The sequence below is a fragment of the Bradyrhizobium sp. CCBAU 11434 genome, from assembly GCF_028128895.1.
Classification (GTDB): domain Bacteria; phylum Pseudomonadota; class Alphaproteobacteria; order Rhizobiales; family Xanthobacteraceae; genus Bradyrhizobium; species Bradyrhizobium zhengyangense.
The window spans coordinates 113,441-132,951 of sequence record NZ_LBJX01000102.1 but is presented as its reverse complement, the minus strand read 5'-3'; the positions used below and the strand labels follow the sequence as shown (position 1 = coordinate 132,951).

Genomic DNA, 19,511 nt, shown 5'->3' with positions numbered 1-19,511 from the left:
GGTCGGTGGCGATGGATCGGACGTTCCGGATCAAGGTGCGCATGCGCCGCTTCAGGCGCCGCCACCCGAAGGTCGCCTTTGCCATCCGCTCCTTCATGATCTTCTCGGCCACGTTCGGCGGCGCCTATGGCTTCGTCACCGGCAGCCGCGCGCCGAATTCCGGCTACGATCCCAACGCGTTTGCGATCGGTGCGAGCTTCCTCTTCGCGCTGGCTTGCCTTGGGCTTGCCACGCTGAGCATGCGGCTGCGTTTCGTTGCCAGGCGGATGCGCAAGCTCGCCGCTCACAACGAGGCGCTGATCGACCGCAATTGGGAGCTGAAGGAAGCCGAAGAGCGCGCCCGCAGCCTGTTCGAATCACAGGGCGACCTCATCGTGCTGCGCGATCATCAGGGTCGTATCACCTTCGCCAACGACGCCTATTGCGCGCTGGCCGGGCAGGCGCGCAGCGCACTGGTCGGCACGCGGTTCGATTTCGACGTGCTGGAGCAGGGCGACAGCGCGCGCGAAGCGAGCGGCACGCGCATCCATGACCAGAAGATATCAACTCCGCTCGGCGCGCGCTGGATCGCCTGGCGCGAGGGCCTTGTCCGGCACGATGCCGGTCGGCCCGCCGAGCTGCAAAGCGTCGGACGCGACGTCACCGACCGCACCGAGACCGAGCGTGCGCTGTCGGATGCGCGCGACCAGGCCGATGCCGCCAATCGCGCCAAGTCGCGCTTCCTCGCGATGGCCTCGCACGAGATCCGCACACCGCTCAACGGCATCATCGGCATGGGCGGACTCCTGCTCGACACCAATTTGACGCCGGAGCAGACGACCTACGCCAGGGCGGTGAAAACATCGGGCGAAGCGCTGATGGCGCTGATCGAAGAGCTGCTCGACTATTCCAAGATCGAGGCCGGCAAGCTCGATCTCGAGCAGCGTCCCTTTGCACTCTCGACCCTGATCGAGGAAGTTACCGAACTGCTGGCGCCGCGCGCGCAGGCCAAGAAACTCGAGATCGCGGCTTATGTTGACGAGCGGCTGCCGCTTGAAGTCAGCGGCGATGCCGCACGGCTGCGCCAGGTGCTGCTTAATCTTGCCGGCAATGCCATCAAGTTCACCGTATCAGGCGGCGTAGCGCTGATCGTCGAGCCCGGCATCTGGCCGAACGAGATCAGCTTCCTGGTCCGCGACACCGGCATCGGCATTGCGCCCGAGGCGCAATCGCGCATCTTCCGCGAATTCGAGCAGGCCGACGACCGCGTTGCCCGCACCTACGGCGGCACCGGGCTTGGCCTTGCCATCAGCGAGCGCATCGTCAAGCGCATGGGCGGCCGTATCACGCTGGAGAGCGCGCCCGGCAAGGGCTCGACCTTCGAGGTCGCCATTCCGCTCGCGCCCTCGCAAGGCGAGGCCGGACAAACGGCATTTCCGAGCCCTGATCTATCAGGCAAATCCATCCTGCTGATCGCCGACGGCATCGAAGCGTCCCTGATCGCGCGGCGGCTGGAGCGCTGGGGCGGCCAGACCTGCCTGGTCGCAGACGCAGCGGTGGCCGAAGCGCTGCTGCCGGAGCGCTCCTGGCATGCGGTGCTGGTCGACCATGCGCTCGGCGCGACCATTGCCGATCGCGTGGGCGAAGCCGCCCGCGCCCATGCGACGCAGCGCCTCGTGCTGCTGACACCGAGCTCGCGTCACGAAGGACTCTCGCCTGCTTTCACCGGCTTCCTGGTCAAGCCATTGCGTGCAGCCTCGCTCGCCGCGCGCCTCGCGCTGACGCCGGAGGTCGCATCACCCGATCTCGCACCCGAGCCCGTCGAGCCGACGGCAGTCAGAGCGCCCACGCACGGCCTCTCGATCCTTGTCGCCGAGGACAATGAGATCAACGCGCTGCTGATGCGGTCGCTGCTGACCAAGCTCGGCCACCGTGTCGTCATCGCGGTTCATGGCGAAGCGGCCTTGGAATCCTGGCTTGCGGCCAGCTCTGCCGGCACGCCTTATGACCTGGTGTTGATGGACATCCAGATGCCGCAGCTCGACGGCATCGAGGCAACCAAACGCATCCGTGCCCATGAGGCCGTGAGCGGCGGCCATCACACGCCGATCCTCGCTCTCACCGCGAACACGCTGGTGGAAGATCGCTACGCCTGCTTCGAGGCAGGCATGAACGGATTTCTGATCAAGCCGCTCGATCGCGAGAAGCTGGACGAGGCGCTCGCGGGCTTGGCGGCGGCACGGCAGCTGGCGGTGTAGCCCGCGCTCTCTCCCCGTGGTGACGGGCGCGCCTTGCCCGGCCGACAATCTGCAATTGAAATCGAACCTGCTGTGCGTCATCATCCTGCGGGGGCTCGGTTTCCGTAGAGGATATCGCGCATGAATGTGCTTTGCCGCCTCTTCGTCATTGTCCTTCTCGCCGCTAGCGCCCAGGCTGCCGTCGCAGCGGATACGACGGAGCTCATCGCCTCGCTAAAGCAGGGCGGCTACGTTCTGGTGTTTCGGCACACCGCGACCGACGACAGCCAGAAGGACGTCTATCCCTTCAAGTTCGACGACATGAGTGCCCAGCGCCAGCTGAGTGAAAAGGGCAGGGATATGGCGCGTCAGATCGGGGTGGCAATCCGGGAACGCGCGATTCCGATCGGGAATGTCTACACAAGCCGCCTGAACCGCGCGATCGAAGCCGGCAAGCTGATCACCGGCAAGGAAGGCCAGGCAGTCGACGCATTGACGGACAGCAGCAACGCCAGCGCATCGGGAATGGCAAACCCCAGTGCCGCGAACACAAAGGCTGGAGCGGCCGTGCGCCAGCTCGTCGATCAATCGCCGGCATCAGGCACGAACACCGTCCTCGTCACGCACAAGACGAACCTTGCCGATGCCTTCGGCAAGGACGCCGGAGACGTTCAGGAAGGCGAAGCCTTTGTCTACAAGGCCAGCGGCTCCGGACCCGCGACTTTCGTGGCCCGCATCAAAGCCGCGGATTGGACGGCGAAGGCCGGCCAATGATGGGCGGCGAAGCTACAGCCTTCTGAGCGCCACGCTCTCCACCGCGTGATCCGCGGCCTTCTTCAGGATCAGCGTCGCCCGCGGGCGCGTCGGCAAGATGTTGTCCTCGAGATTGGCGAGGTTGGTCCGCTCCCAGATCGCGGTGGCGGTGGCGATCGCCTCCTCGTCCGACAACAGCGCATAGCGGTTGAAGTAGGACTTTGGATTGGTGAACGCGGTGTCGCGCAGTGCCAGGAAGCGCTTGATGTACCAGTGCCGCAGCGCCTCTTCGTCGGCGTCGATATAGACCGAGAAGTCGAAGAAGTCGGAGACGACGGGCACCGCCTTGCCGTCACGCGGCAGCTTGCCGGTCTGCAAGACATTGACGCCCTCGACGATCAAAATGTCGGGCTGGTCGATCTCGGCCCATTCATTCGGCACGATATCGTAGGTCAGATGCGAATAAACCGGCGAGCGCACGTGCCGGCGGCCCGACTTGATGTCGGACAGAAAGTTGAGCAGCAGCTGCAGGTCGTAGCTCTCCGGAAAACCCTTCTTCTGCAAAATGCCTTGCTGCTCGAGCAGCGCCTTCGGGTAGAGGAATCCGTCGGTGGTGATCAGATCGACTTTCGGACGCGGCGACCAGCGCGCCAGCAGCGCCTGCAGCACGCGGGCTGTGGTCGACTTCCCGACCGCGACGGAACCGGCAACGCCGATGATGTAGGGCACCTTGCGGTCGCGGATATTGAGGAACTGCCGCTCGGCGTAATACAGGCGCTGCATCGCATCGACATAGATCGAGAGCAGGCGCGACAGCGGCAGATAGATGTCCTCGACTTCCTTGAGATCGAGACGGTCGTGCAGCGAACGCAGCCGGTCGAACTCGCCCGGCTCCAGCGTCATCGGCGTATCGTCGCGCAACCGCGCCCATTCTTCGCGCGTATAGACGCGGTACGGATTATATAGCTGCTCGGGTGCGCGGATATCCATGACGCGACCTTTCCGTTGGGACTCTTTAGTTGAGCATGATCTTTTCGGAAAACCGCTTCACACTTTTCCGGATCATGCTCCTAACCCTTACGCGACGCTTTCTCTTCCAACCCAGACATGTTCGTACGCTTGTCGAGGGCGGCTTCCACCTCTTCCAACTTTACGCCGCGCGCCTTGAGCAGCACAAGGAAGTGATAGAGCAGGTCGGCACTCTCGGCGATCAGATGCGCGCGATCGTTTTCGACTGCTGCGATTACGGTTTCGACTGCTTCCTCACCGAACTTCTTGGCGCAATGTTCGGCACCCTTGTCGAGAAGCTTGCGGGTATAGGAGGCCTCTCCACCGGAGGCCGCGCGGGCGTCGATGGTCTCGGCGAGGTCATGGATCGTGAAACGCGGCATCGGAATTACTCAGAAACATATCCGGCCAGACAGGCCTTTTCCCACCGGCCAGTGTAGCATTTTTACGAACGGGAGTCGTCAGGCATCCATGCGCATGGGCAAGCCCCGCCGCGTCATGTGCTCCTTGGCTTCACGGATGGTGAATTCCCCGAAATGGAAGATGGAGGCGGCCAGCACGGCCGTGGCGTGCCCGTCGCGAATACCCTCGACGAGGTGATCGAGATTGCCGACGCCGCCCGAGGCGATCACGGGAACGGGAACGCTGTCGGCAATCGCCCGGGTCAGCGGGATGTCAAAACCCTGCCTGGTGCCGTCGCGATCCATCGAGGTGAGCAGGATCTCACCAGCGCCGAGCGAAACCACTTCCTGGGCGTATTCGACGGCGTCGATGCCGGTCGAGTTGCGGCCGCCATGGGTAAAGATCTCCCAGCGGTCGCCGCCCGGGCGCTTGACCCGCTTGGCGTCGATCGCGACCACAACGCACTGCTCGCCGAATTTTTCGGCGGCTTCCTTGACGAACTCGCGCCGCGACACCGCAGCGCTGTTGATCGAGACCTTGTCCGCGCCGGCGCGCAGCAGCGTCTTGATGTCGTTGACCTCACGCACACCGCCGCCGACGGTGACAGGCATGAAGCAGGCTTCCGCCGTGCGCCGGACGACATCCAGCATGATGCCGCGATTCTCATGGGTCGCGGTGATGTCGAGGAAGGTCAGCTCGTCGGCGCCGGCGGCGTCGTAGGCAATCGCGGCCTCGACGGGATCGCCGGCATCGCGCAGATCGACGAAATTGACGCCCTTGACGACGCGGCCGTCCTTGACGTCGAGACAGGGAATCACGCGCACCTTGAACATGTGTCAGCTCCTGGGCGCGTTGCGGATCAAGGCGAGGGCGGCGGCGGGATCGAGCCGGCCGTCATAGAGCGCGCGGCCGGCGATCGCGCCGGCGAGCTTTTTCGCACGCGGCGTCAGCATCGCCTTGACGTCCTCGATCGAGGCGAGACCGCCCGAGGCGATCACGGGAATCGAGATCGCATCCGCCAACGCGATGGTCGCGTCCAGGTTCAGGCCCTTGAGCAGGCCGTCGCGCGCGATGTCGGTGAAGATGATTGCGGCGACGCCGGCATCCTCGAACCGCTGCGCGATTTCCAGCACCGTCACCTGCGAAGTCTCGGCCCAGCCTTCGACCGCAACCTTGCCGTCGCGGGCGTCGAGCCCGACAGCGACGCGGCCGGGGAATTTCTTCGCCGCCGCCTTCACGAGCTCCGGATCGCGCACCGCAGCGGTGCCGATGATGACGCGGGTGATACCTTTTTCCAGCCAGGCTTCGACGGTTTTGAGATCGCGAATGCCGCCGCCGAGCTGCACCGGGATCTTGATCGTCTTCAGCATCGCTTCGACGGCCTGCGCATTGACCGGCTTTCCGGCAAAGGCGCCGTCGAGGTCGACGACGTGGAGATATTCAAAACCCTGCGTGACAAAGCTCTGCGCTTGCGCCGCGGGATCGAGATTGAAGACAGTGGCGCGCGCCATGTCGCCTTGCTCGAGGCGCACGCACTGGCCGTTCTTGAGGTCGATGGCAGGAAAGAGGATCACGGTTTCCATCGCAAAAAGTTCGAGATCAGGGCCAGCCCAAAACGCTGGCTCTTCTCGGGGTGAAACTGCGTGCCGATGGCGGTGTCCCTGCCGACGATTGCGGTGACGGGCCCGCCGTAATCGGCGCGCGCGAGGACATCAGCTTCATTGGCCGCGTTGAGGTGGTAGGAGTGCACGAAATAAGCGTGCTGGCCCTTGGGGCCGAGCGGCAGCTTGTTCAGCACCGGGTGCTCCTGCAGCAGCTCGAGCGTATTCCAGCCCATGTGCGGGATCTTCAGGCTCTCGTCACGCGGCTTGATCTTCTCGACGTCGCCGCCGATCCAGTTCAGGCCCTCGGTGATGACATGCTCCTTGCCGCGGCTCGCCATCAGCTGCATGCCGACGCAGATGCCGAAGAACGGCCGCGCCTTGACGCGCACCGCTTCCGTGATCGCCTCGACCATGCCGTTGACCGCATCGAGCCCGCGCCGGCAATCGGCGAAGGCGCCGACACCCGGCAGCACCAGGCGATCGGCTTCATAGGCCTGATCGGGATCGCTGGTGACGAAGACCTTCTGACCGTTCTCCAGGCTGCGCGCGGCGCGCTCAAAGGCCTTGGCGGCGGAATGCAGATTCCCGGAACCGTAATCGATGATGGCGACGCTCATCTTGACCCTCCCGGTTCTGGAAACAATCCAATGATGCCGCCGGCCGGAATCGGCGGCGGGTTCGAAAATGGCTGACCCGGCACGTTGCGGGTCGGCGGCGGGCCGCCGCGATCGACGGCCCATTGATCGTTGACGATGCCGCGCTGTGACTTGCTCCAGCGCTCGAAGAAGCGGCGCTCCGCGGTGTCCTCGTCATCGGCGACGACGACGTCGAGCTGCCGCCACTTGCCGCGCGACAGCGTCCAGCGACGCAGGCTGGAGGCCTCAATGCCCATCAGCAGCGCGACGATGCAGTTGGCGAGGAAGATCGAGCGGCGACCGACACCGAGGCTGTGCAGCCCCCCATCGAACGCGGCGAGGAAGACGATCCAGCCGATCAGCGCCAGCCACAGCCTGTTCCAGGCCAGCCAGAACGGACCAAGGATCATCGCCCAGAAATGGAAGCCGTCGCGCACGAACACGAACTTGTCGGTCGCGCGCAGATCGGCGCCGCCGGGGAAGGGAGCATGAACTGTGTAGACAGGCATTTTCGATGCCCCGCTCTCGAGAATGAAGTCGATGCCGCCGGCGGCGCTTGGCCACCGAGACGGAGAGGTCAGCCGCCAAGCGAGCCCTTGGTGGAGGGGATTTCGCCCGCCGCCTTGGGATCGATCGCAACCGCGGTGCGCAGCGCCCGCGCCAGGCCCTTGAAGCAGGACTCGGCGATATGGTGGCTGTTATCGCCATATAGGGTCTCGACGTGGAGAGTCACGCCGGCGTTGATGGCGAAGGCCTGGAACCACTCGCGCACCAGCTCGGTGTCAAACTCACCGATCTTGTGGCGGGGAAATTCGGCCTTGAACACCAGGAACGGGCGGCCCGAGATGTCGATGACCACGCGCGTCAGCGTCTCGTCCATGGGCATGTGCACGCCGGCATAGCGGGTGATGCCCGCCATGTTGCCGAGCGCCTGCTTGACCGCCTGGCCAAGCGCGATGCCGGTGTCTTCGGTGGTATGGTGATAATCAATGTGCAGGTCACCCACCGCCTTGACCGTGAGGTCGATGCGGGAATGGCGGGCGAGGAGATCGAGCATATGGTCGAAAAAGCCGATGCCGGTCGCGATATTGGCCACGCCGGTGCCATCGAGGTTCACGGAGACCTCGATGTCGGTTTCCTTGGTCTTGCGCTTGATCGTCGCGGTGCGCATTGAGAGCTTTCGCTATGGTTCGGTCCGAAAACGCCAGTCTCTTAACAGCCAAATGACGCCTTCGCTACTGCGGGAACGGCTGGCCGGGCCTCTACTTCTGCCTATGGTGAGCGAAATTCGGCCCGGAACGGCCCGTTGTGCCGTTAGCTCCGACCGCCTAAATCAGGCGGGACAATGAGGGTTACGATGCAGGATTCCCAGAACAGCTCGCCGGTCTGGCACGGCACCACGATTTTGACGGTCCGCAAGGGCGGCAAGGTGGTGATCGGCGGTGACGGCCAGGTCTCGATCGGCCAGACCGTGATCAAGTCCAATGCCAAAAAGGTCCGGAAACTCGGCAAGGGCGACGTGATTGGTGGCTTTGCCGGTGCCACTGCGGATGCTTTTACCCTGTTTGAGCGGCTGGAGAGCAAGCTCGAGCAATATCCGGGGCAACTGACCCGGGCCGCGGTGGAGCTTGCCAAGGACTGGCGCACCGACCGTTACCTCCGCCGGCTGGAGGCCATGATGATCGTGGCCGACAAGGACGTCTCCCTGGTCCTGACAGGCACCGGCGACGTGCTCGAGCCCGAGTCGGGCGTGATGGCGATCGGCTCCGGCGGCAATTACGCGCTGGCCGCGGCCCGCGCCCTTGTTGACACCGACAAGGACGCCGAGACCATCGTCCGCCGCTCCCTCGACATCGCCGCCGACATCTGCGTCTACACCAACCGCAACATCACCATTGAAGCGCTGACGGCCGGCTAAGGGATGAGTTCGGCTCACAGCGCCAGCCCGCCCCGAACCGCAATACCGCCGCTCGCCTGGGTCGGCATCGCGCTGCTGCTGCTGGCGTTGCAGGCCTCGATCCTGTTCGCGATGGGGCGGGTGCCGATCTGCACCTGCGGCTACGTCAAGCTGTGGCACGGCGTGGTGAACAGCTCGGAGAACTCCCAGCACATCGCCGACTGGTACAGTTTCTCGCACGTGCTGCACGGCTTCCTGTTCTACGGATTGACGTGGCTGTTGTTCGCGCGCCTGCCGTTCCTGTCTCTTTCCTGGCCGGCACGGCTGATCATCGCGATGCTGATCGAGGGCGCCTGGGAGATCGTCGAGAACTCGCCTTTCATCATCGAGCGCTACCGCGCCGGCACGATCTCGCTGGATTATTACGGCGACAGCATCGTCAATTCGGTCTCGGACACGCTGTTCATGGTGCTGGGGTTCCTCACCGCGCGCGTGCTGCCTGTTGGCGCAACCGTCGCGCTCGGTCTTGCCTTCGAGATCATGCTGGCGCTGCACATTCGCGACAATCTGACGCTGAATATCCTGATGCTGATCCATCCGATCGAGGCCGTGAAGCAATGGCAATCCGGTCCGCCGATCATCTGATGACCTAAAAAGCGGCTTGTCCCCGCCGGTTTCCAATCCTAGCTAAGGTGCCATGACAGACTTCTCTCCCCGCGAAATCGTATCCGAACTCGACCGTTTCATCGTCGGCCAGGGTGACGCCAAGCGCGCCGTCTCGATCGCGCTGCGCAACCGCTGGCGCCGGCAGCAGCTCACGGGCTCGCTGCGCGAAGAGGTGCTGCCCAAGAACATCCTGATGATCGGACCCACCGGCGTCGGCAAAACGGAAATCGCGCGGCGATTGGCAAAACTAGCCAACGCGCCGTTCCTGAAGGTGGAAGCCACGAAATTCACCGAGGTCGGCTATGTCGGCCGCGACGTCGAGCAGATCGTGCGCGACCTCGTCGAGGTCGCGATCGCCCAGGTGCGCGAACGCAAGCGCAAGGACGTGCAGGCGCGGGCCCAACTCGCTGCCGAGGAGCGCGTGCTCGATGCGCTGGTCGGCGCCAATGCGAGCTCGGCAACGCGCGAATCCTTCCGCAAGAAGCTGCGCGCCGGCGAACTGAACGACAAGGAAATCGAGATCGAGACCCAGTCCTCAGGCTCCGGCATGCCGATGTTCGAGATTCCGGGCATGCCGGGCGCACAGATGGGCGCCATCTCGATCGGCGACATCTTCGGCAAGCTGGGCGGCCGCAGCAAGACGCGGCGGCTGACTGTCGAGGGCTCGCACGAGATCCTCGTCAACGAGGAATCGGACAAGCTGCTGGACACCGATCAGCTGACGTTGGAGGCGATCAGCGCGGTCGAGAACAATGGCATCGTCTTCCTCGACGAGATCGACAAGATCTGCGCCCGCGAAGGCCGCGCCGCCGGCGACGTCTCGCGCGAGGGCGTGCAGCGCGACCTGTTGCCGCTGATCGAGGGCACTACGGTCTCGACCAAGCATGGCGCGGTCAAGACCGACCACATCCTGTTCATAGCCTCGGGCGCCTTCCATGTCGCAAAGCCGTCCGACCTGCTGCCGGAATTGCAGGGCCGCCTGCCAATCCGCGTCGAATTGCAGGCGCTGACCCGCGACGACATGCGCCGCATCCTGACCGAACCCGAGGCCTCGCTGATCAAGCAATATGTCGCCTTGATGCAGACCGAGGGCGTGACCCTCGACATCACCGACAGCGCCATCGACGCGCTTGCCGACGTCGCGGTCGCCGTCAACTCGACGGTCGAGAATATCGGCGCGCGCAGGCTCCAGACCGTCATGGAGCGGGTGCTGGACGAGATCTCCTTCACCGCCCCCGACCGCAACGGCGAGACCGTTCGGGTTGATGCCGATTTCGTGCAGAAACACGTCGGCGACCTCGCCAAGAACGCCGATCTGAGCCGGTTCATTTTGTAATTCCGGCAAGCCCGCGCTATTCATTCCGGCGTTGTCCCGGCCTGGTGCGCAATTGCGCACGGGGGCCGGGACCCATACTCACCGGCAGTCCTTGTTGGAAATGATAGCGGCCCTAGCGTTGGCTCAACACGACCTTTCGTGGTTATGGGTCCCGGCCTTCGCCGGGACGACGGCAGAGCTTTGTGCGCATCGAGTGCCACATGCTCGCTGACATCAAGAAAAACCCCTGGCGGCTGCTGCTCGCCATCAACGCGGCTGTCATCGTCGGCGTCTTCATTCACAAGGTGAAGCTGCCGCCTTACGTTCCCTACATCCACCTCCTCGTCGACTACCATTTCGGCTTCATCAAGCGCGCCCTGATCGGGGCGATCGTTGCGCTGTTCACCGACAAGGTGCCGGTGTGGCTGGTGTTCGCGATATCAGGAACGGCGTGGCTGGTGACGCTGGCGCTGTTCGTGCGGCTGTTTCAGAAAACCTTCGGCTTCAGCGCGAAGACGCTGCCGCTGTTCGTCTTCATCGCGGGCTCGCCGTATTTCCTGAAGAATTTCATGCACACGCTCGGCCATTTCGACATCTATGGCTGCCTCTTCGCGCTGGTCCTGCTGCTGATGCCGGCGGGCTCGTTGCTGTTCGTGGCGACGGCCGCGTTGTTCTCGATCATCCTCGTGCTGATCCACCACATCCATCTTCTGATGTATGTGCCGACGATCATCACCATTGTCGTCATCAGGCATTATCTCACCCACGGCATCACCAGAACCAATGTCGCCTTTGGCCTCGTGGCATTGCTCTGCGTCAGCGCACTGTTCTTTGCCGCGCAATTCCTCGGGACCATGCCGATCCCGCAGGCTGATTTCTTCGCCTATCTCAAAACCCGGATGGCCGATCCGTCACGCGAGGACCTGCTACAATTCGCCTACATCTGGTATCAGCCGCTCTCGAAGGAAATCTCCGACACCTGGGCCTGGCTGCCGCACAACAGCCTCGGCCTTCCCGTGTTCGCACTGCTGCTCTGGCTGCACACGCCGGTGTGGCGCTATTTCGCCGACCTGATCCGCGCACTCGCGAGCGACCTCCACCGCCAGCTCGTGATCGCGGCCCTGATCGGCGTCAGCCTCGCCTATCTCGTGATGTTCGCGATGGTGTTCGACTATTCGCGCTGGATGTCGAGCTGGGCGGTCTGCATGTTCCTGATCCTGCACGCCGTGAAGATGCTGCCGGCGAAGCACGAGACGCCGCTGATTCCGGCGGAGGACAAGAAGACAAACATCTTCGGCCTGATCATCACGCTGATCCCGCGCGTCGGGATCGTCCGGCCCTTCTAATATCTCGCCCGCCTGATCCGCACATACAGCGCGCCCTCGCCGCCATGGCCGATGCCGGCTTCCTCAAATCCGACCACAAAGGCGCGGAATTCCGGCAGGCTCAGCCATTCCGGCACCTGGCGGCGAAGCACGCCGCTCTCGCCGCCGCTGCGGCCCTTGCCGGTGATGACGAGCACGAAAGTCAGGCCATCGTGATGGGCGCGATGCAGGAAGCCGCTCAGCGCGCGGTGGGCGCGCATCTGGGTCATGCCATGCAGATCAAGCCGCGCCTCGATCTCGCTGCGACCGCGCGACAGTTTTGTGCGTTCGCGCTTGCCGAGCGGGGCGAGCGGCGGCATCGATGGTTTCGGCGGCCGCGGGGCCGGGGCCGCAGCCAGGGGTCGCGGCGACGACGCTTGCCTGGCGACGGGCGCTGCCGGCGAGAGCTCGGCACGCGGCGCGGCGTGCGGCTTGGTCGCACGGTGCTTCCGCAGCGGCTTGACCTGCTTTGCAACGAGATCCCACAGCTCGCGATCTTCTTCGCTTAAGCCACGACGGCGCGGCGAAGGACGCGGATCCAGCACGGGCGGACGAGACGATCGCTTCATTGCTGGTGGGAACGGTTTTTCATGTGCCTGCGCGGTTCGCGGACCGGTTCTATCACAGGACGCGGCGCCGGAAGCGGCACCGGGTTCGCAACGGCAACAGTCTCATCCTTGCCAGACGTTGCGGCTGATGCGACCGGCTTCGCTGCCGGCGGCTGCGGAAACAGCCTTGCGATCTTCTCCGACGGCCGCGGATCCGGCACCGGCAGCCTGGCCGCGCGCATGGCGGGATCGAGGCTCTTCGGCACCAGCATCACGAAATGCATGGGGTGGCGCAGCCGGCCCGAAACACGGCCGGCATCAGCCCCCGCACCAAAATAAAGATCCGCGCGGGCCGGCCCGATGATGGCGGAGCCGGTATCCTGCGCGATCATCAAACGATGGAACGGCGTCTTGGCGCGATCGGACTCGATCGGCAGCTCGCCTTCGATGAAGAACGGCGTGCCGTAGACATGCAGCGATTTGTCGACCGCGATCGAGCGGCCGGCGGTCAGCGGGATGCCTTGCGCACCGACAGCCTCGTCCTTGTCGGACAGATTGACCTCGTGGAAGAAGATGTAGGAGCGGTTCTGCCGCCGCAGTTCCTTGGCGCCGTCAGGGTTTTGCGCCATCCACTCCCTGATCTTCTGCATCGACATCTCCTCCTTTGGAATGATGCCGCGCTCGATCAGGATGCGCCCGACCGCCGTGTAGGGATAGCCGTTATAGGAATCGTAATTGAGCCTGATGGTCGCGCCGTCGTCGAACTTGATCCGCGCCGAACCCTGGATCTGGGCGAACAAGAGATCCGTCGGATCCTTCAGCCAGGCGATCTCCAGCCCGCGGCCGGCGATCTTGCCGTCCTCGATCTCGCCGCGATCATAGTAGGGCACGAGCTTGCGGCGGCCGATCTTGCGGTAAACCGGCCCCTTGTTGGGCAGGCTGACGGAGGCCTGATTGAAGCCGCGCACGAACAGGTTCGAGGGGCGGCGGTAGACCGGCACGTTGTAGATTTCGGTCTGCGTGCGCGATCCGTCCAGCACCGGCTCGTAATAGCCGGTGACGAAGCCATCGGGCTCGCCGAGGCGTGAGATGCGCAGCGGCGAAAAGTTTTCTTCGAAGAAAGTCTTTGCACTGGCATCGTCGGTCGGCTCGCGCGACTTGGCGGCGCGGCAGGGTTCGCTCAGCGAGCCGCCCAAGGCCTTTTGTTCAAGAGCCTTGGGTTCAGAAGCGCCGGTCTGCGCATTGATCGAGCGGCAGCTGGCACGAAACGTCTTGTAGGCGGCGAGATGATCGTCGTCGCTCCAGCCCTTCACGTCGACCCACGCCAGCGGCAGATACTGCGCGCCGGGAATTTCGAACGGAAGCGGGAGCTGGGGATAGGGCAGCGCACGCGGCGGGACCGCGGCGACTTCGGGGGCGTGATGATGATGGCTGCGGTAGTGACGCCTTGCAGCCTCGGCGCCAAGCGAAAACGAAGCCAGCACGACGAGACCTGCGCAAAGCGCCGTCGCGCTGTTCTTCAGAAAGATCTTAATTCGCGCTTCCGGTGCCAACCAACTTCCAGTTCGGATCGCGAGAGGTGGTGTCGCGGGCGAAAGTCCAGATGTCAGTGATGTCGGCGACCTTGTCAGCGTTGCCGTCGACAATATTGCCGGCCTTGTCGCGGGTGACCGAAATCATTTGCGAGACGAAACGCACGGTGAGCTGCGCCGTACGGTCGCGCAGCTCGGCACCGACAAGCTCGGCCTTGTCGATCGAGACGAAGCGCGTCTCGGTCTTCTGATCGTTCTTCTCGCGGTCCTTGATCGCGGTATCGAAGCTTTCATAGACCTCCGACGAGAGCAGGTCGCGCAGCGAGCGGCGATCGCCATTGGCAAAGGCAAGCACGATCATCTCATAGGCGCCGCGGGCGCCGGAGAGGAAGTGACGCGGATCGAAGGTGGAATCCCGCTCGACGATGGCGTCGAGACCCTGGGCCAGTGCGGTGCCCGGCTCGGTCAGACCTTTCCAGCGGTCAGACGGCGGTGCCGGCTCGGCCGTCGGCGCCAGCGGAGCTTGATCGATCACCTTGCCCGGCATGGTCACGACGTTCTTGTCCGGAGCACCCCCCAGCGCATTGCGGGCGGTGCGGTCGAACGGCGGGCGCTCGTTACCCGTCCGCTGCCCCAGCACGCTACGCAGCCGCAGGAAAATAAAGACCGCCAGCGCAAGGAAGATGATGGTGTAGATGTCCACGTCGTATCGCTTTCTGGTCTTTACCCAAGTCTTTTTGGGCCAAGGCTTCTTCGGGATCGCTGCCGGGAAAATCAATCCGGCCAGTAGACCGTTCCATACCGGAACGGCAAGATGACATCACCATTTTTGGCCCGCGCGTCTCGTCCGCGGGATGTAGGCACGAAATCTGGCCCGGCCAATGGCGCCTTTTGGCACAGTGGCAAGTGTAGCGCGTTTTATGCTTAAGGGGAAACCCGATCGTAGGCGGAAATCACGCATTTTCAAGCGTTTAACGTTCGATTTGGTGTCCCGGTCGGGTCAAACGTCACAGTTGTGAGCGGAGCCAGGATCGGCGCTCCGGGGCCGTTCGTCCTTGTGGAATGAGGCGGCCCTATGTTAGCCAACCGCCGCGAAATTCAGCCCCAATCGGGTAAGGAGAGACTTTGATGACCAACGGTAACGGCACCCCTCCCGAGGCGGCCCAGGCTCCCCAGCTCAATGTGCTGGCGCAATATACCAAGGACCTGTCGTTCGAAAATCCGAACGCGCCGAGCTCGCTCCAGCAGCAGAGCCAGCCGCCCCAGATCAACATCCAGATCAATGTCAGCGCCAACAATCTCAGCGAAACCGAGTTCGAGGTGACGCTGTCGGTCGAGGGCAAGGCCGAGACCGCCGGCAAGGTGATGTTCTCGTTCGAACTGGCCTATGCCGGCGTGTTCCGCATCGCCAATGTGCCGAAGGAGAATTTGCACCCGCTGGTCATGATCGAATGCCCGCGGCTGCTGTTCCCGTTCGCCCGCGAGATCATCGCAACCGCCGTGCGCGACGGCGGGTTCCCGCCGCTGATGCTGGACCCGGTCGACTTCGTCGGTCTCTATCGCCAGAACATGGAGCGGCAGATGGCCGCCCAGGGCCAGGCCGGTCAGGCCTGATCTGCTAGAGCATGATCCGGAAAAGTGTGAAGCGGTTTTCCGAAAAGACCATGCTCAAACGTAGAGCTTAAGCGCGATGACGATTCAACCAAATCTCGTCGCGCTTTAGCCAGCCGGAGAGGCGACTGGAGCGGCGAGATATTCGTTCCAGATCGCCTTTTCGCCCATCGTTGCGATGAAGGTCCGATGGGCCTCCCGTTCGGCATCCGACAGCCGCGGAGCAAGCGGCACCAGGCGCTGCCGCCGCGGCGCATCGCCGGCGGAATTGACGCGAATTTCCTGGGTCTCCGACGCGAGAAGCAGCTGCGACTGCCGCGCCCCGACCAGATCGACATAAACCTCAGCCAGAAGTTCGGAGTCGAGCAACGCACCGTGCTTGGTGCGGTGTGAATTGTCGATCGAATAGCGCGAGCAGAGATCGTCGAGCCGGTTCGACACGCCAGGATGTTTGCGCCGCGCCAGCAGCAGCGTATCGACCAGCCGCTCACGCGGAATCGGCTCGCGCTTGATCCGATCAAGCTCGGCATTGATAAAGCTGATGTCGAACGAGGCGTTGTGGATCACCAGCGGTGCATCGCCGATGAATTCCAGAAACTCCTCCGCCACCTCGTGGAACAACGGCTTGGTCGAGAGAAACTCGGCCGACAGCCCGTGCACAGCGAAGGCTTCCGCCGGCATGTCCCGCTCGGGGTTGATATAGACGTGATAGGTCTGACCCGTCGGCATGCGATTGAAGATCTCGACGCAGCCGATTTCGACCAGACGATCGCCCCGCAGGGGATCGAGGCCAGTGGTTTCGGTATCGAGAACGATTTCGCGCATGATTTCGAGGTGCCGTGCAGGAAGCCGTGGAAGTCGGCGAATCAGGCCCGCCGCTGCGGCATCTTAACGACCTCGGCCAGGATGTGGGTGATTTGCGCGCGCACAGGCTCGAGTCCGTGCGAGGTATCCACGACGAAATCCGCCCGCTTGCGCTTTTCGGCATCGGGCATCTGCTTGGCAATGATGGCCTCTAACTTGGCCTCGTCCATGGTTCCCCGCGCCAGCACGCGCTCGCGCTGTATCTCGGGCGAGGTCGAGACCACGACGACGGCGTCGACCCGCTTCTCGCCACCAGTTTCGAACAGCAGCGGGATATCGAGAACCACGACCGGCGCCTTGGCGGCTTCCGCGTCCGCAAAGAACTTTTGCCTGGAAGCACCGAGCATCGGATGGACGATCTGCTCGAGCTGCTTGATCGCGGCGGGATCATGCACCACACGGGCCGACAGTTTGGGCCGGTCGACCTTGCCATTGGCGGTGGTGCCGGGGAAGGCGGCCTCGATCGCCGGGGCTGCCTCGCCTTCGTAGAGCTGATGGACGGCCGCATCGGCGTCGTAGACGGGCACACCCGCCTCTGCGAACAATTTCGCAGTGGTGGATTTGCCCATCCCGATCGAGCCGGTCAGTCCGAGGATTCGCATCAGCGCGCAGTCATCCTTGTCCGTCACATCGCAACTAGCCGCTCGCGCCGCAGGAACGCAAGCAGCGGCAACAGCGGCAGGCCGAGAATGGTGAAATGGTCGCCCTCGATGCGCTCGAACAGGTGGATGCCGAGCCCTTCGAGCTGATAGGCGCCGACGCTGGTTGTTACCGCATCGCCGGCCGCGTCGAGATAGGCCAACAGCTCGGCCTCGGTCATCGGCCGCATGGTCATGCGGGCAACCGAGACATCCTCGAAGACAATCTTGCCATCATGGGCCACAGCCACGGCCGAATTCAGCTCGTGCGTGCTGCCCGCAAGATCTTGCAATTGTGCCAAAGCCTGGGCACGGCCTGCGGGCTTGTTGAAGAGACGATGGCCGAGCGCCAGCGTCTGGTCGGCACCAATCACGTAGCTTCCGGGACGATTGACTGAGACTGCTTTCGCCTTCTCGCGCGCCAGCAGCAAACCGATCTCGCGCGGGTTCGAAAGCTTTGACGCCGCCTGAATGCTGCGTTCGTCGATATCGGCGGTGACAGCTTCGAAGTCGAGCCCGGCGTTCGCGAGCAAGATTTTACGCGCGCTGCTTTGAGACGCCAGGATCAACGGAGTTTTGCCGCGCCAAAGACCCATGTCGAAAGTTATTCCGAGGGCCGGTTGCGCTGGCGATCGCTGTAGAGCTTCATGATCGCGGCCGCGGTTTCCTCGATCGAGCGCCGCGTCACGTCGAGCAGCGGCCAATCATGCTTGGCGCTCAGCTTGCGCGCAAACGCGACCTCCTCGGTGACCGACTGCCTGTCGGTATAGGTGTCGCTGCCGGATCCGGATTCGGCGCCCATCGAGAGCAGGCGGTTCTGCCGGATCTGGATCAGGCGTTCCGGCGTTGCATGCAGGCTCACCACCAGCGGCCTTGTCAATGTCTCCAGCTGGGACGGCACGGGAATGCCCGGAACCAGCGGCACATTGGCGGTGCGGATGCCGCGATTGGCAAGATAGATCGAGGTCGGCGTCTTCGAGGTGCGGGACACGCCGACGAGCACGACGTCGGCATCGTCGAGCCCTTCGACGTGCTGGCCGTCGTCATGGATCATCGTGTAGTTCAGCGCATCGATGCGCTTGAAATATTCCGCATTGAGCACATGCTGCGCGCCGACGCGCCCCGTGGTCGCAGCCCCGAGATAGGCTTCGAACAGCTGCATCACCGGACCGATGATCGACAGGCTCGGTACATTGATTCCCTTGCACTTGTCCTCGAGCCGCGAAACCAGATCCTTTTCAAGCAGCGTGAACAGCACGATTCCGGGCGCTTCCTCGATCTCGTCGAGCACGCGGTCGAGCTGCTTCTGGCTGCGCACCAGCGGGTAGACATGCTCGACGGGCGTGACATTCGCGTACTGCGCGGCGACGGCGCGCGCGACCGTAATCAGGGTCTCACCGGTGGAGTCTGAGACGAGGTGCAGATGGAAATAATTGCTCGAGGTCGGCACAAAAACTCTTTGTATGGGGGCGGTGTGATTTGTGGATTTCTGTGGAGCTTAACCGCTCGGAAAGGGTTGCGCGACACCAGGGGCGGGACAAGTGCCAATTTTCTTCACACCACTGCCCGTCAGAACAAGTCCAGCCGCCTGTCGAGATGGAAGCGGGATTGCGCGGACAACTCCCTTGATAGGTTGCGGATCAAAATGCGCAAGCCTTTGAGCTCGGAGCATTTATCCGGCCAGACGGGAACCGGCCCGGACATGTTGATGGATGTGAACAAGCATAGGTGAACGCGCGGACGGCGTTGTGTGAGTCCAATCCACGGTCACTCAGACTCAAACCTTTAAGAATCTAAGATTCTTTATTGGAGAAGGGCGCTCCAGAGAGATATGTGTGCAGGTGAGACCTTAACGAGTTCTTACTATCCCCAGATCGCCAAGCCGCTGGCCGTAAAGTTGGACGCCTGACATGTTTGAAGACGTCTATCTCTGGATCAAAGCGCTCCACGTGATCGCGGTCATCTCCTGGATGGCCGGCATGCTCTATCTGCCCAGGCTGTTCGTCTATCACTGCGAGGCCGAGATCGGCTCGAAACAGTCGGAAACCTTCAAGGTGATGGAGCGCCGCCTGCTCAAGGCGATCATCAACCCTGCCATGATCGTCACCTGGCTTGCCGGGCTTTATCTCGCCTGGGCCGGCCATTGGTTCACGTTCGGCTGGCTGCACGTAAAACTGGCAATGGTGCTGGCGATGTCCGCGGTCCACGGCTTTTTTTCCCGCTGGCTCAAGGACTTCGCCGCCGACCGGCGTCCGCACAGTCAGAAATTCTTCCGGATTATCAATGAGGTGCCGACCGTCCTGATGATCATCATCGTCATCATGGTGATCGTGAAGCCGTTCTAGGCAAGATTTGAGGCAGGAAACGTGAATGATCGCTCAGAGCTTCGGCTTGCGGAGTGGAAAGCGATTTTCTATATTGTCGACATCCCACCCAACGCAGGCGGATGTGGTTGTGT

The 19,511-nt window shown here is 63.1% G+C and carries 22 protein-coding genes; 8 read left to right on the top strand and 14 right to left on the bottom strand.

The genetic code is table 11. From position 1 onward, the window contains the following. Positions 1-11: 11 nt before the first annotated feature. Together XI06_RS37885 and XI06_RS37880 are read left to right on the top strand one after the other, a co-directional pair. Positions 12-2,237, top strand: a complete 2,226-nt coding sequence (locus tag XI06_RS37885) for an ATP-binding protein (RefSeq protein WP_271607670.1) — start codon at positions 12-14, stop codon at positions 2,235-2,237. A gap of 120 nt (positions 2,238-2,357) precedes the next feature. Next, complete coding sequence (locus XI06_RS37880) at positions 2,358-2,990, top strand: histidine phosphatase family protein (protein ID WP_271607669.1); 633 nt, start codon at positions 2,358-2,360, stop codon at positions 2,988-2,990. A 12-nt stretch (positions 2,991-3,002) separates the two neighbouring features. Here the strand turns inward: XI06_RS37880 and coaA are convergent, their stop codons facing one another. The 7 genes from coaA to hisB all read right to left on the bottom strand — a co-directional run bounded on the left by coaA (position 3,003) and on the right by hisB (position 7,789). Beyond that, on the bottom strand, positions 3,003-3,959 hold the full coding sequence (gene coaA / locus XI06_RS37875) for a type I pantothenate kinase (RefSeq protein ID WP_237860894.1): 957 nt from the start codon (positions 3,957-3,959) through the stop codon (positions 3,003-3,005). Positions 3,960-4,039: 80 nt separating this feature from the next. Further along, positions 4,040-4,360 carry a phosphoribosyl-ATP diphosphatase gene (locus tag XI06_RS37870; protein WP_237860896.1) on the bottom strand — a complete coding sequence of 107 codons (321 nt, stop codon included), beginning with the start codon at positions 4,358-4,360 and terminating at the stop codon, positions 4,040-4,042. 78 nt (positions 4,361-4,438) lie between these two features. After that, the gene (gene hisF / locus XI06_RS37865) at positions 4,439-5,212 is read right to left on the bottom strand and encodes an imidazole glycerol phosphate synthase subunit HisF (RefSeq protein WP_237860898.1); all 774 of its coding nucleotides are present in this window, start codon (positions 5,210-5,212) and stop codon (positions 4,439-4,441) included. Positions 5,213-5,215: 3 nt separating this feature from the next. After that, positions 5,216-5,962 (bottom strand): 1-(5-phosphoribosyl)-5-[(5-phosphoribosylamino)methylideneamino]imidazole-4-carboxamide isomerase, encoded by a 747-nt coding sequence (gene hisA / locus XI06_RS37860; RefSeq protein ID WP_271607668.1) that lies wholly within the window; start codon positions 5,960-5,962, stop codon positions 5,216-5,218. Continuing rightward, positions 5,950-6,600, bottom strand: a complete 651-nt coding sequence (hisH, locus tag XI06_RS37855; protein WP_271607667.1) for an imidazole glycerol phosphate synthase subunit HisH — start codon at positions 6,598-6,600, stop codon at positions 5,950-5,952. Before hisH ends, hisA begins: the two co-directional genes overlap by 13 nt. Further along, positions 6,597-7,127 (bottom strand): DUF2628 domain-containing protein, encoded by a 531-nt coding sequence (locus XI06_RS37850; RefSeq protein ID WP_237860904.1) that lies wholly within the window; start codon positions 7,125-7,127, stop codon positions 6,597-6,599. The genes hisH and XI06_RS37850 overlap by 4 nt, the downstream gene beginning before the upstream one ends. A gap of 68 nt (positions 7,128-7,195) precedes the next feature. Further along, positions 7,196-7,789, bottom strand: a complete 594-nt coding sequence (gene hisB / locus XI06_RS37845; protein ID WP_237860906.1) for an imidazoleglycerol-phosphate dehydratase HisB — start codon at positions 7,787-7,789, stop codon at positions 7,196-7,198. Between the two features lie 186 nt (positions 7,790-7,975). Here hisB and hslV point away from each other — a divergent pair, with 186 nt between their 5' ends. The 4 genes from hslV (at position 7,976) to XI06_RS37825 (ending at position 11,842) form a co-directional block, all read left to right on the top strand. Beyond that, positions 7,976-8,536, top strand: coding sequence for an ATP-dependent protease subunit HslV (gene hslV / locus XI06_RS37840; protein ID WP_237860908.1), 561 nt, complete (start codon positions 7,976-7,978; stop codon positions 8,534-8,536). A 3-nt stretch (positions 8,537-8,539) separates the two neighbouring features. Continuing rightward, entirely contained in the window at positions 8,540-9,160 is a 621-nt protein-coding gene (locus XI06_RS37835) for a DUF2585 domain-containing protein (protein ID WP_271607666.1), read from the top strand. Between the two features lie 52 nt (positions 9,161-9,212). Continuing rightward, positions 9,213-10,517 (top strand): ATP-dependent protease ATPase subunit HslU, encoded by a 1,305-nt coding sequence (gene hslU, locus XI06_RS37830; protein WP_237860912.1) that lies wholly within the window; start codon positions 9,213-9,215, stop codon positions 10,515-10,517. A 200-nt stretch (positions 10,518-10,717) separates the two neighbouring features. Further along, positions 10,718-11,842 (top strand): hypothetical protein, encoded by a 1,125-nt coding sequence (locus XI06_RS37825; RefSeq protein WP_271607665.1) that lies wholly within the window; start codon positions 10,718-10,720, stop codon positions 11,840-11,842. On the opposite strand, the gene XI06_RS37820 is transcribed toward XI06_RS37825, so the two are convergent. The 3 genes from XI06_RS37820 to XI06_RS37810 are packed head-to-tail and all read right to left on the bottom strand — an operon-like array spanning position 11,839 to position 14,643. Next, positions 11,839-12,429: a Smr/MutS family protein gene (locus tag XI06_RS37820; protein ID WP_237860916.1), complete on the bottom strand. Its 591-nt coding sequence runs from the start codon at positions 12,427-12,429 to the stop codon at positions 11,839-11,841. The genes XI06_RS37825 and XI06_RS37820 overlap by 4 nt on opposite strands. Further along, positions 12,426-13,961, bottom strand: coding sequence for a murein transglycosylase A (locus XI06_RS37815; RefSeq protein WP_271607664.1), 1,536 nt, complete (start codon positions 13,959-13,961; stop codon positions 12,426-12,428). The genes XI06_RS37820 and XI06_RS37815 overlap by 4 nt, the downstream gene beginning before the upstream one ends. Beyond that, positions 13,939-14,643, bottom strand: coding sequence for a Tim44/TimA family putative adaptor protein (locus tag XI06_RS37810; protein WP_271607663.1), 705 nt, complete (start codon positions 14,641-14,643; stop codon positions 13,939-13,941). Before XI06_RS37810 ends, XI06_RS37815 begins: the two co-directional genes overlap by 23 nt. Before the next feature lie 425 nt (positions 14,644-15,068). Between XI06_RS37810 and secB the strand changes: the two genes are divergently transcribed. Next, the gene (gene secB / locus XI06_RS37805; RefSeq protein ID WP_271607662.1) at positions 15,069-15,554 is read left to right on the top strand and encodes a protein-export chaperone SecB; all 486 of its coding nucleotides are present in this window, start codon (positions 15,069-15,071) and stop codon (positions 15,552-15,554) included. Between the two features lie 105 nt (positions 15,555-15,659). Here the strand turns inward: secB and dnaQ are convergent, their stop codons facing one another. From dnaQ to XI06_RS37785, 4 genes are read right to left on the bottom strand one after another with little or no spacing between them, the layout of a single operon-like run. Further along, complete coding sequence (gene dnaQ, locus XI06_RS37800) at positions 15,660-16,379, bottom strand: DNA polymerase III subunit epsilon (RefSeq protein WP_271607818.1); 720 nt, start codon at positions 16,377-16,379, stop codon at positions 15,660-15,662. A gap of 38 nt (positions 16,380-16,417) precedes the next feature. Then, complete coding sequence (gene coaE / locus XI06_RS37795) at positions 16,418-17,017, bottom strand: dephospho-CoA kinase (RefSeq protein WP_271607661.1); 600 nt, start codon at positions 17,015-17,017, stop codon at positions 16,418-16,420. Positions 17,018-17,040: 23 nt separating this feature from the next. Next, a complete protein-coding gene (locus XI06_RS37790; RefSeq protein WP_271607660.1) occupies positions 17,041-17,649 on the bottom strand; it encodes a Maf family protein in 609 nt (202 codons plus the stop codon). An 8-nt stretch (positions 17,650-17,657) separates the two neighbouring features. Next, positions 17,658-18,503 carry a pyruvate, water dikinase regulatory protein gene (locus XI06_RS37785; RefSeq protein WP_271607659.1) on the bottom strand — a complete coding sequence of 282 codons (846 nt, stop codon included), beginning with the start codon at positions 18,501-18,503 and terminating at the stop codon, positions 17,658-17,660. Between the two features lie 460 nt (positions 18,504-18,963). Between XI06_RS37785 and hemJ the strand changes: the two genes are divergently transcribed. Then, entirely contained in the window at positions 18,964-19,398 is a 435-nt protein-coding gene (hemJ, locus tag XI06_RS37780) for a protoporphyrinogen oxidase HemJ (protein WP_237860931.1), read from the top strand. Positions 19,399-19,511 lie beyond the last annotated feature (113 nt).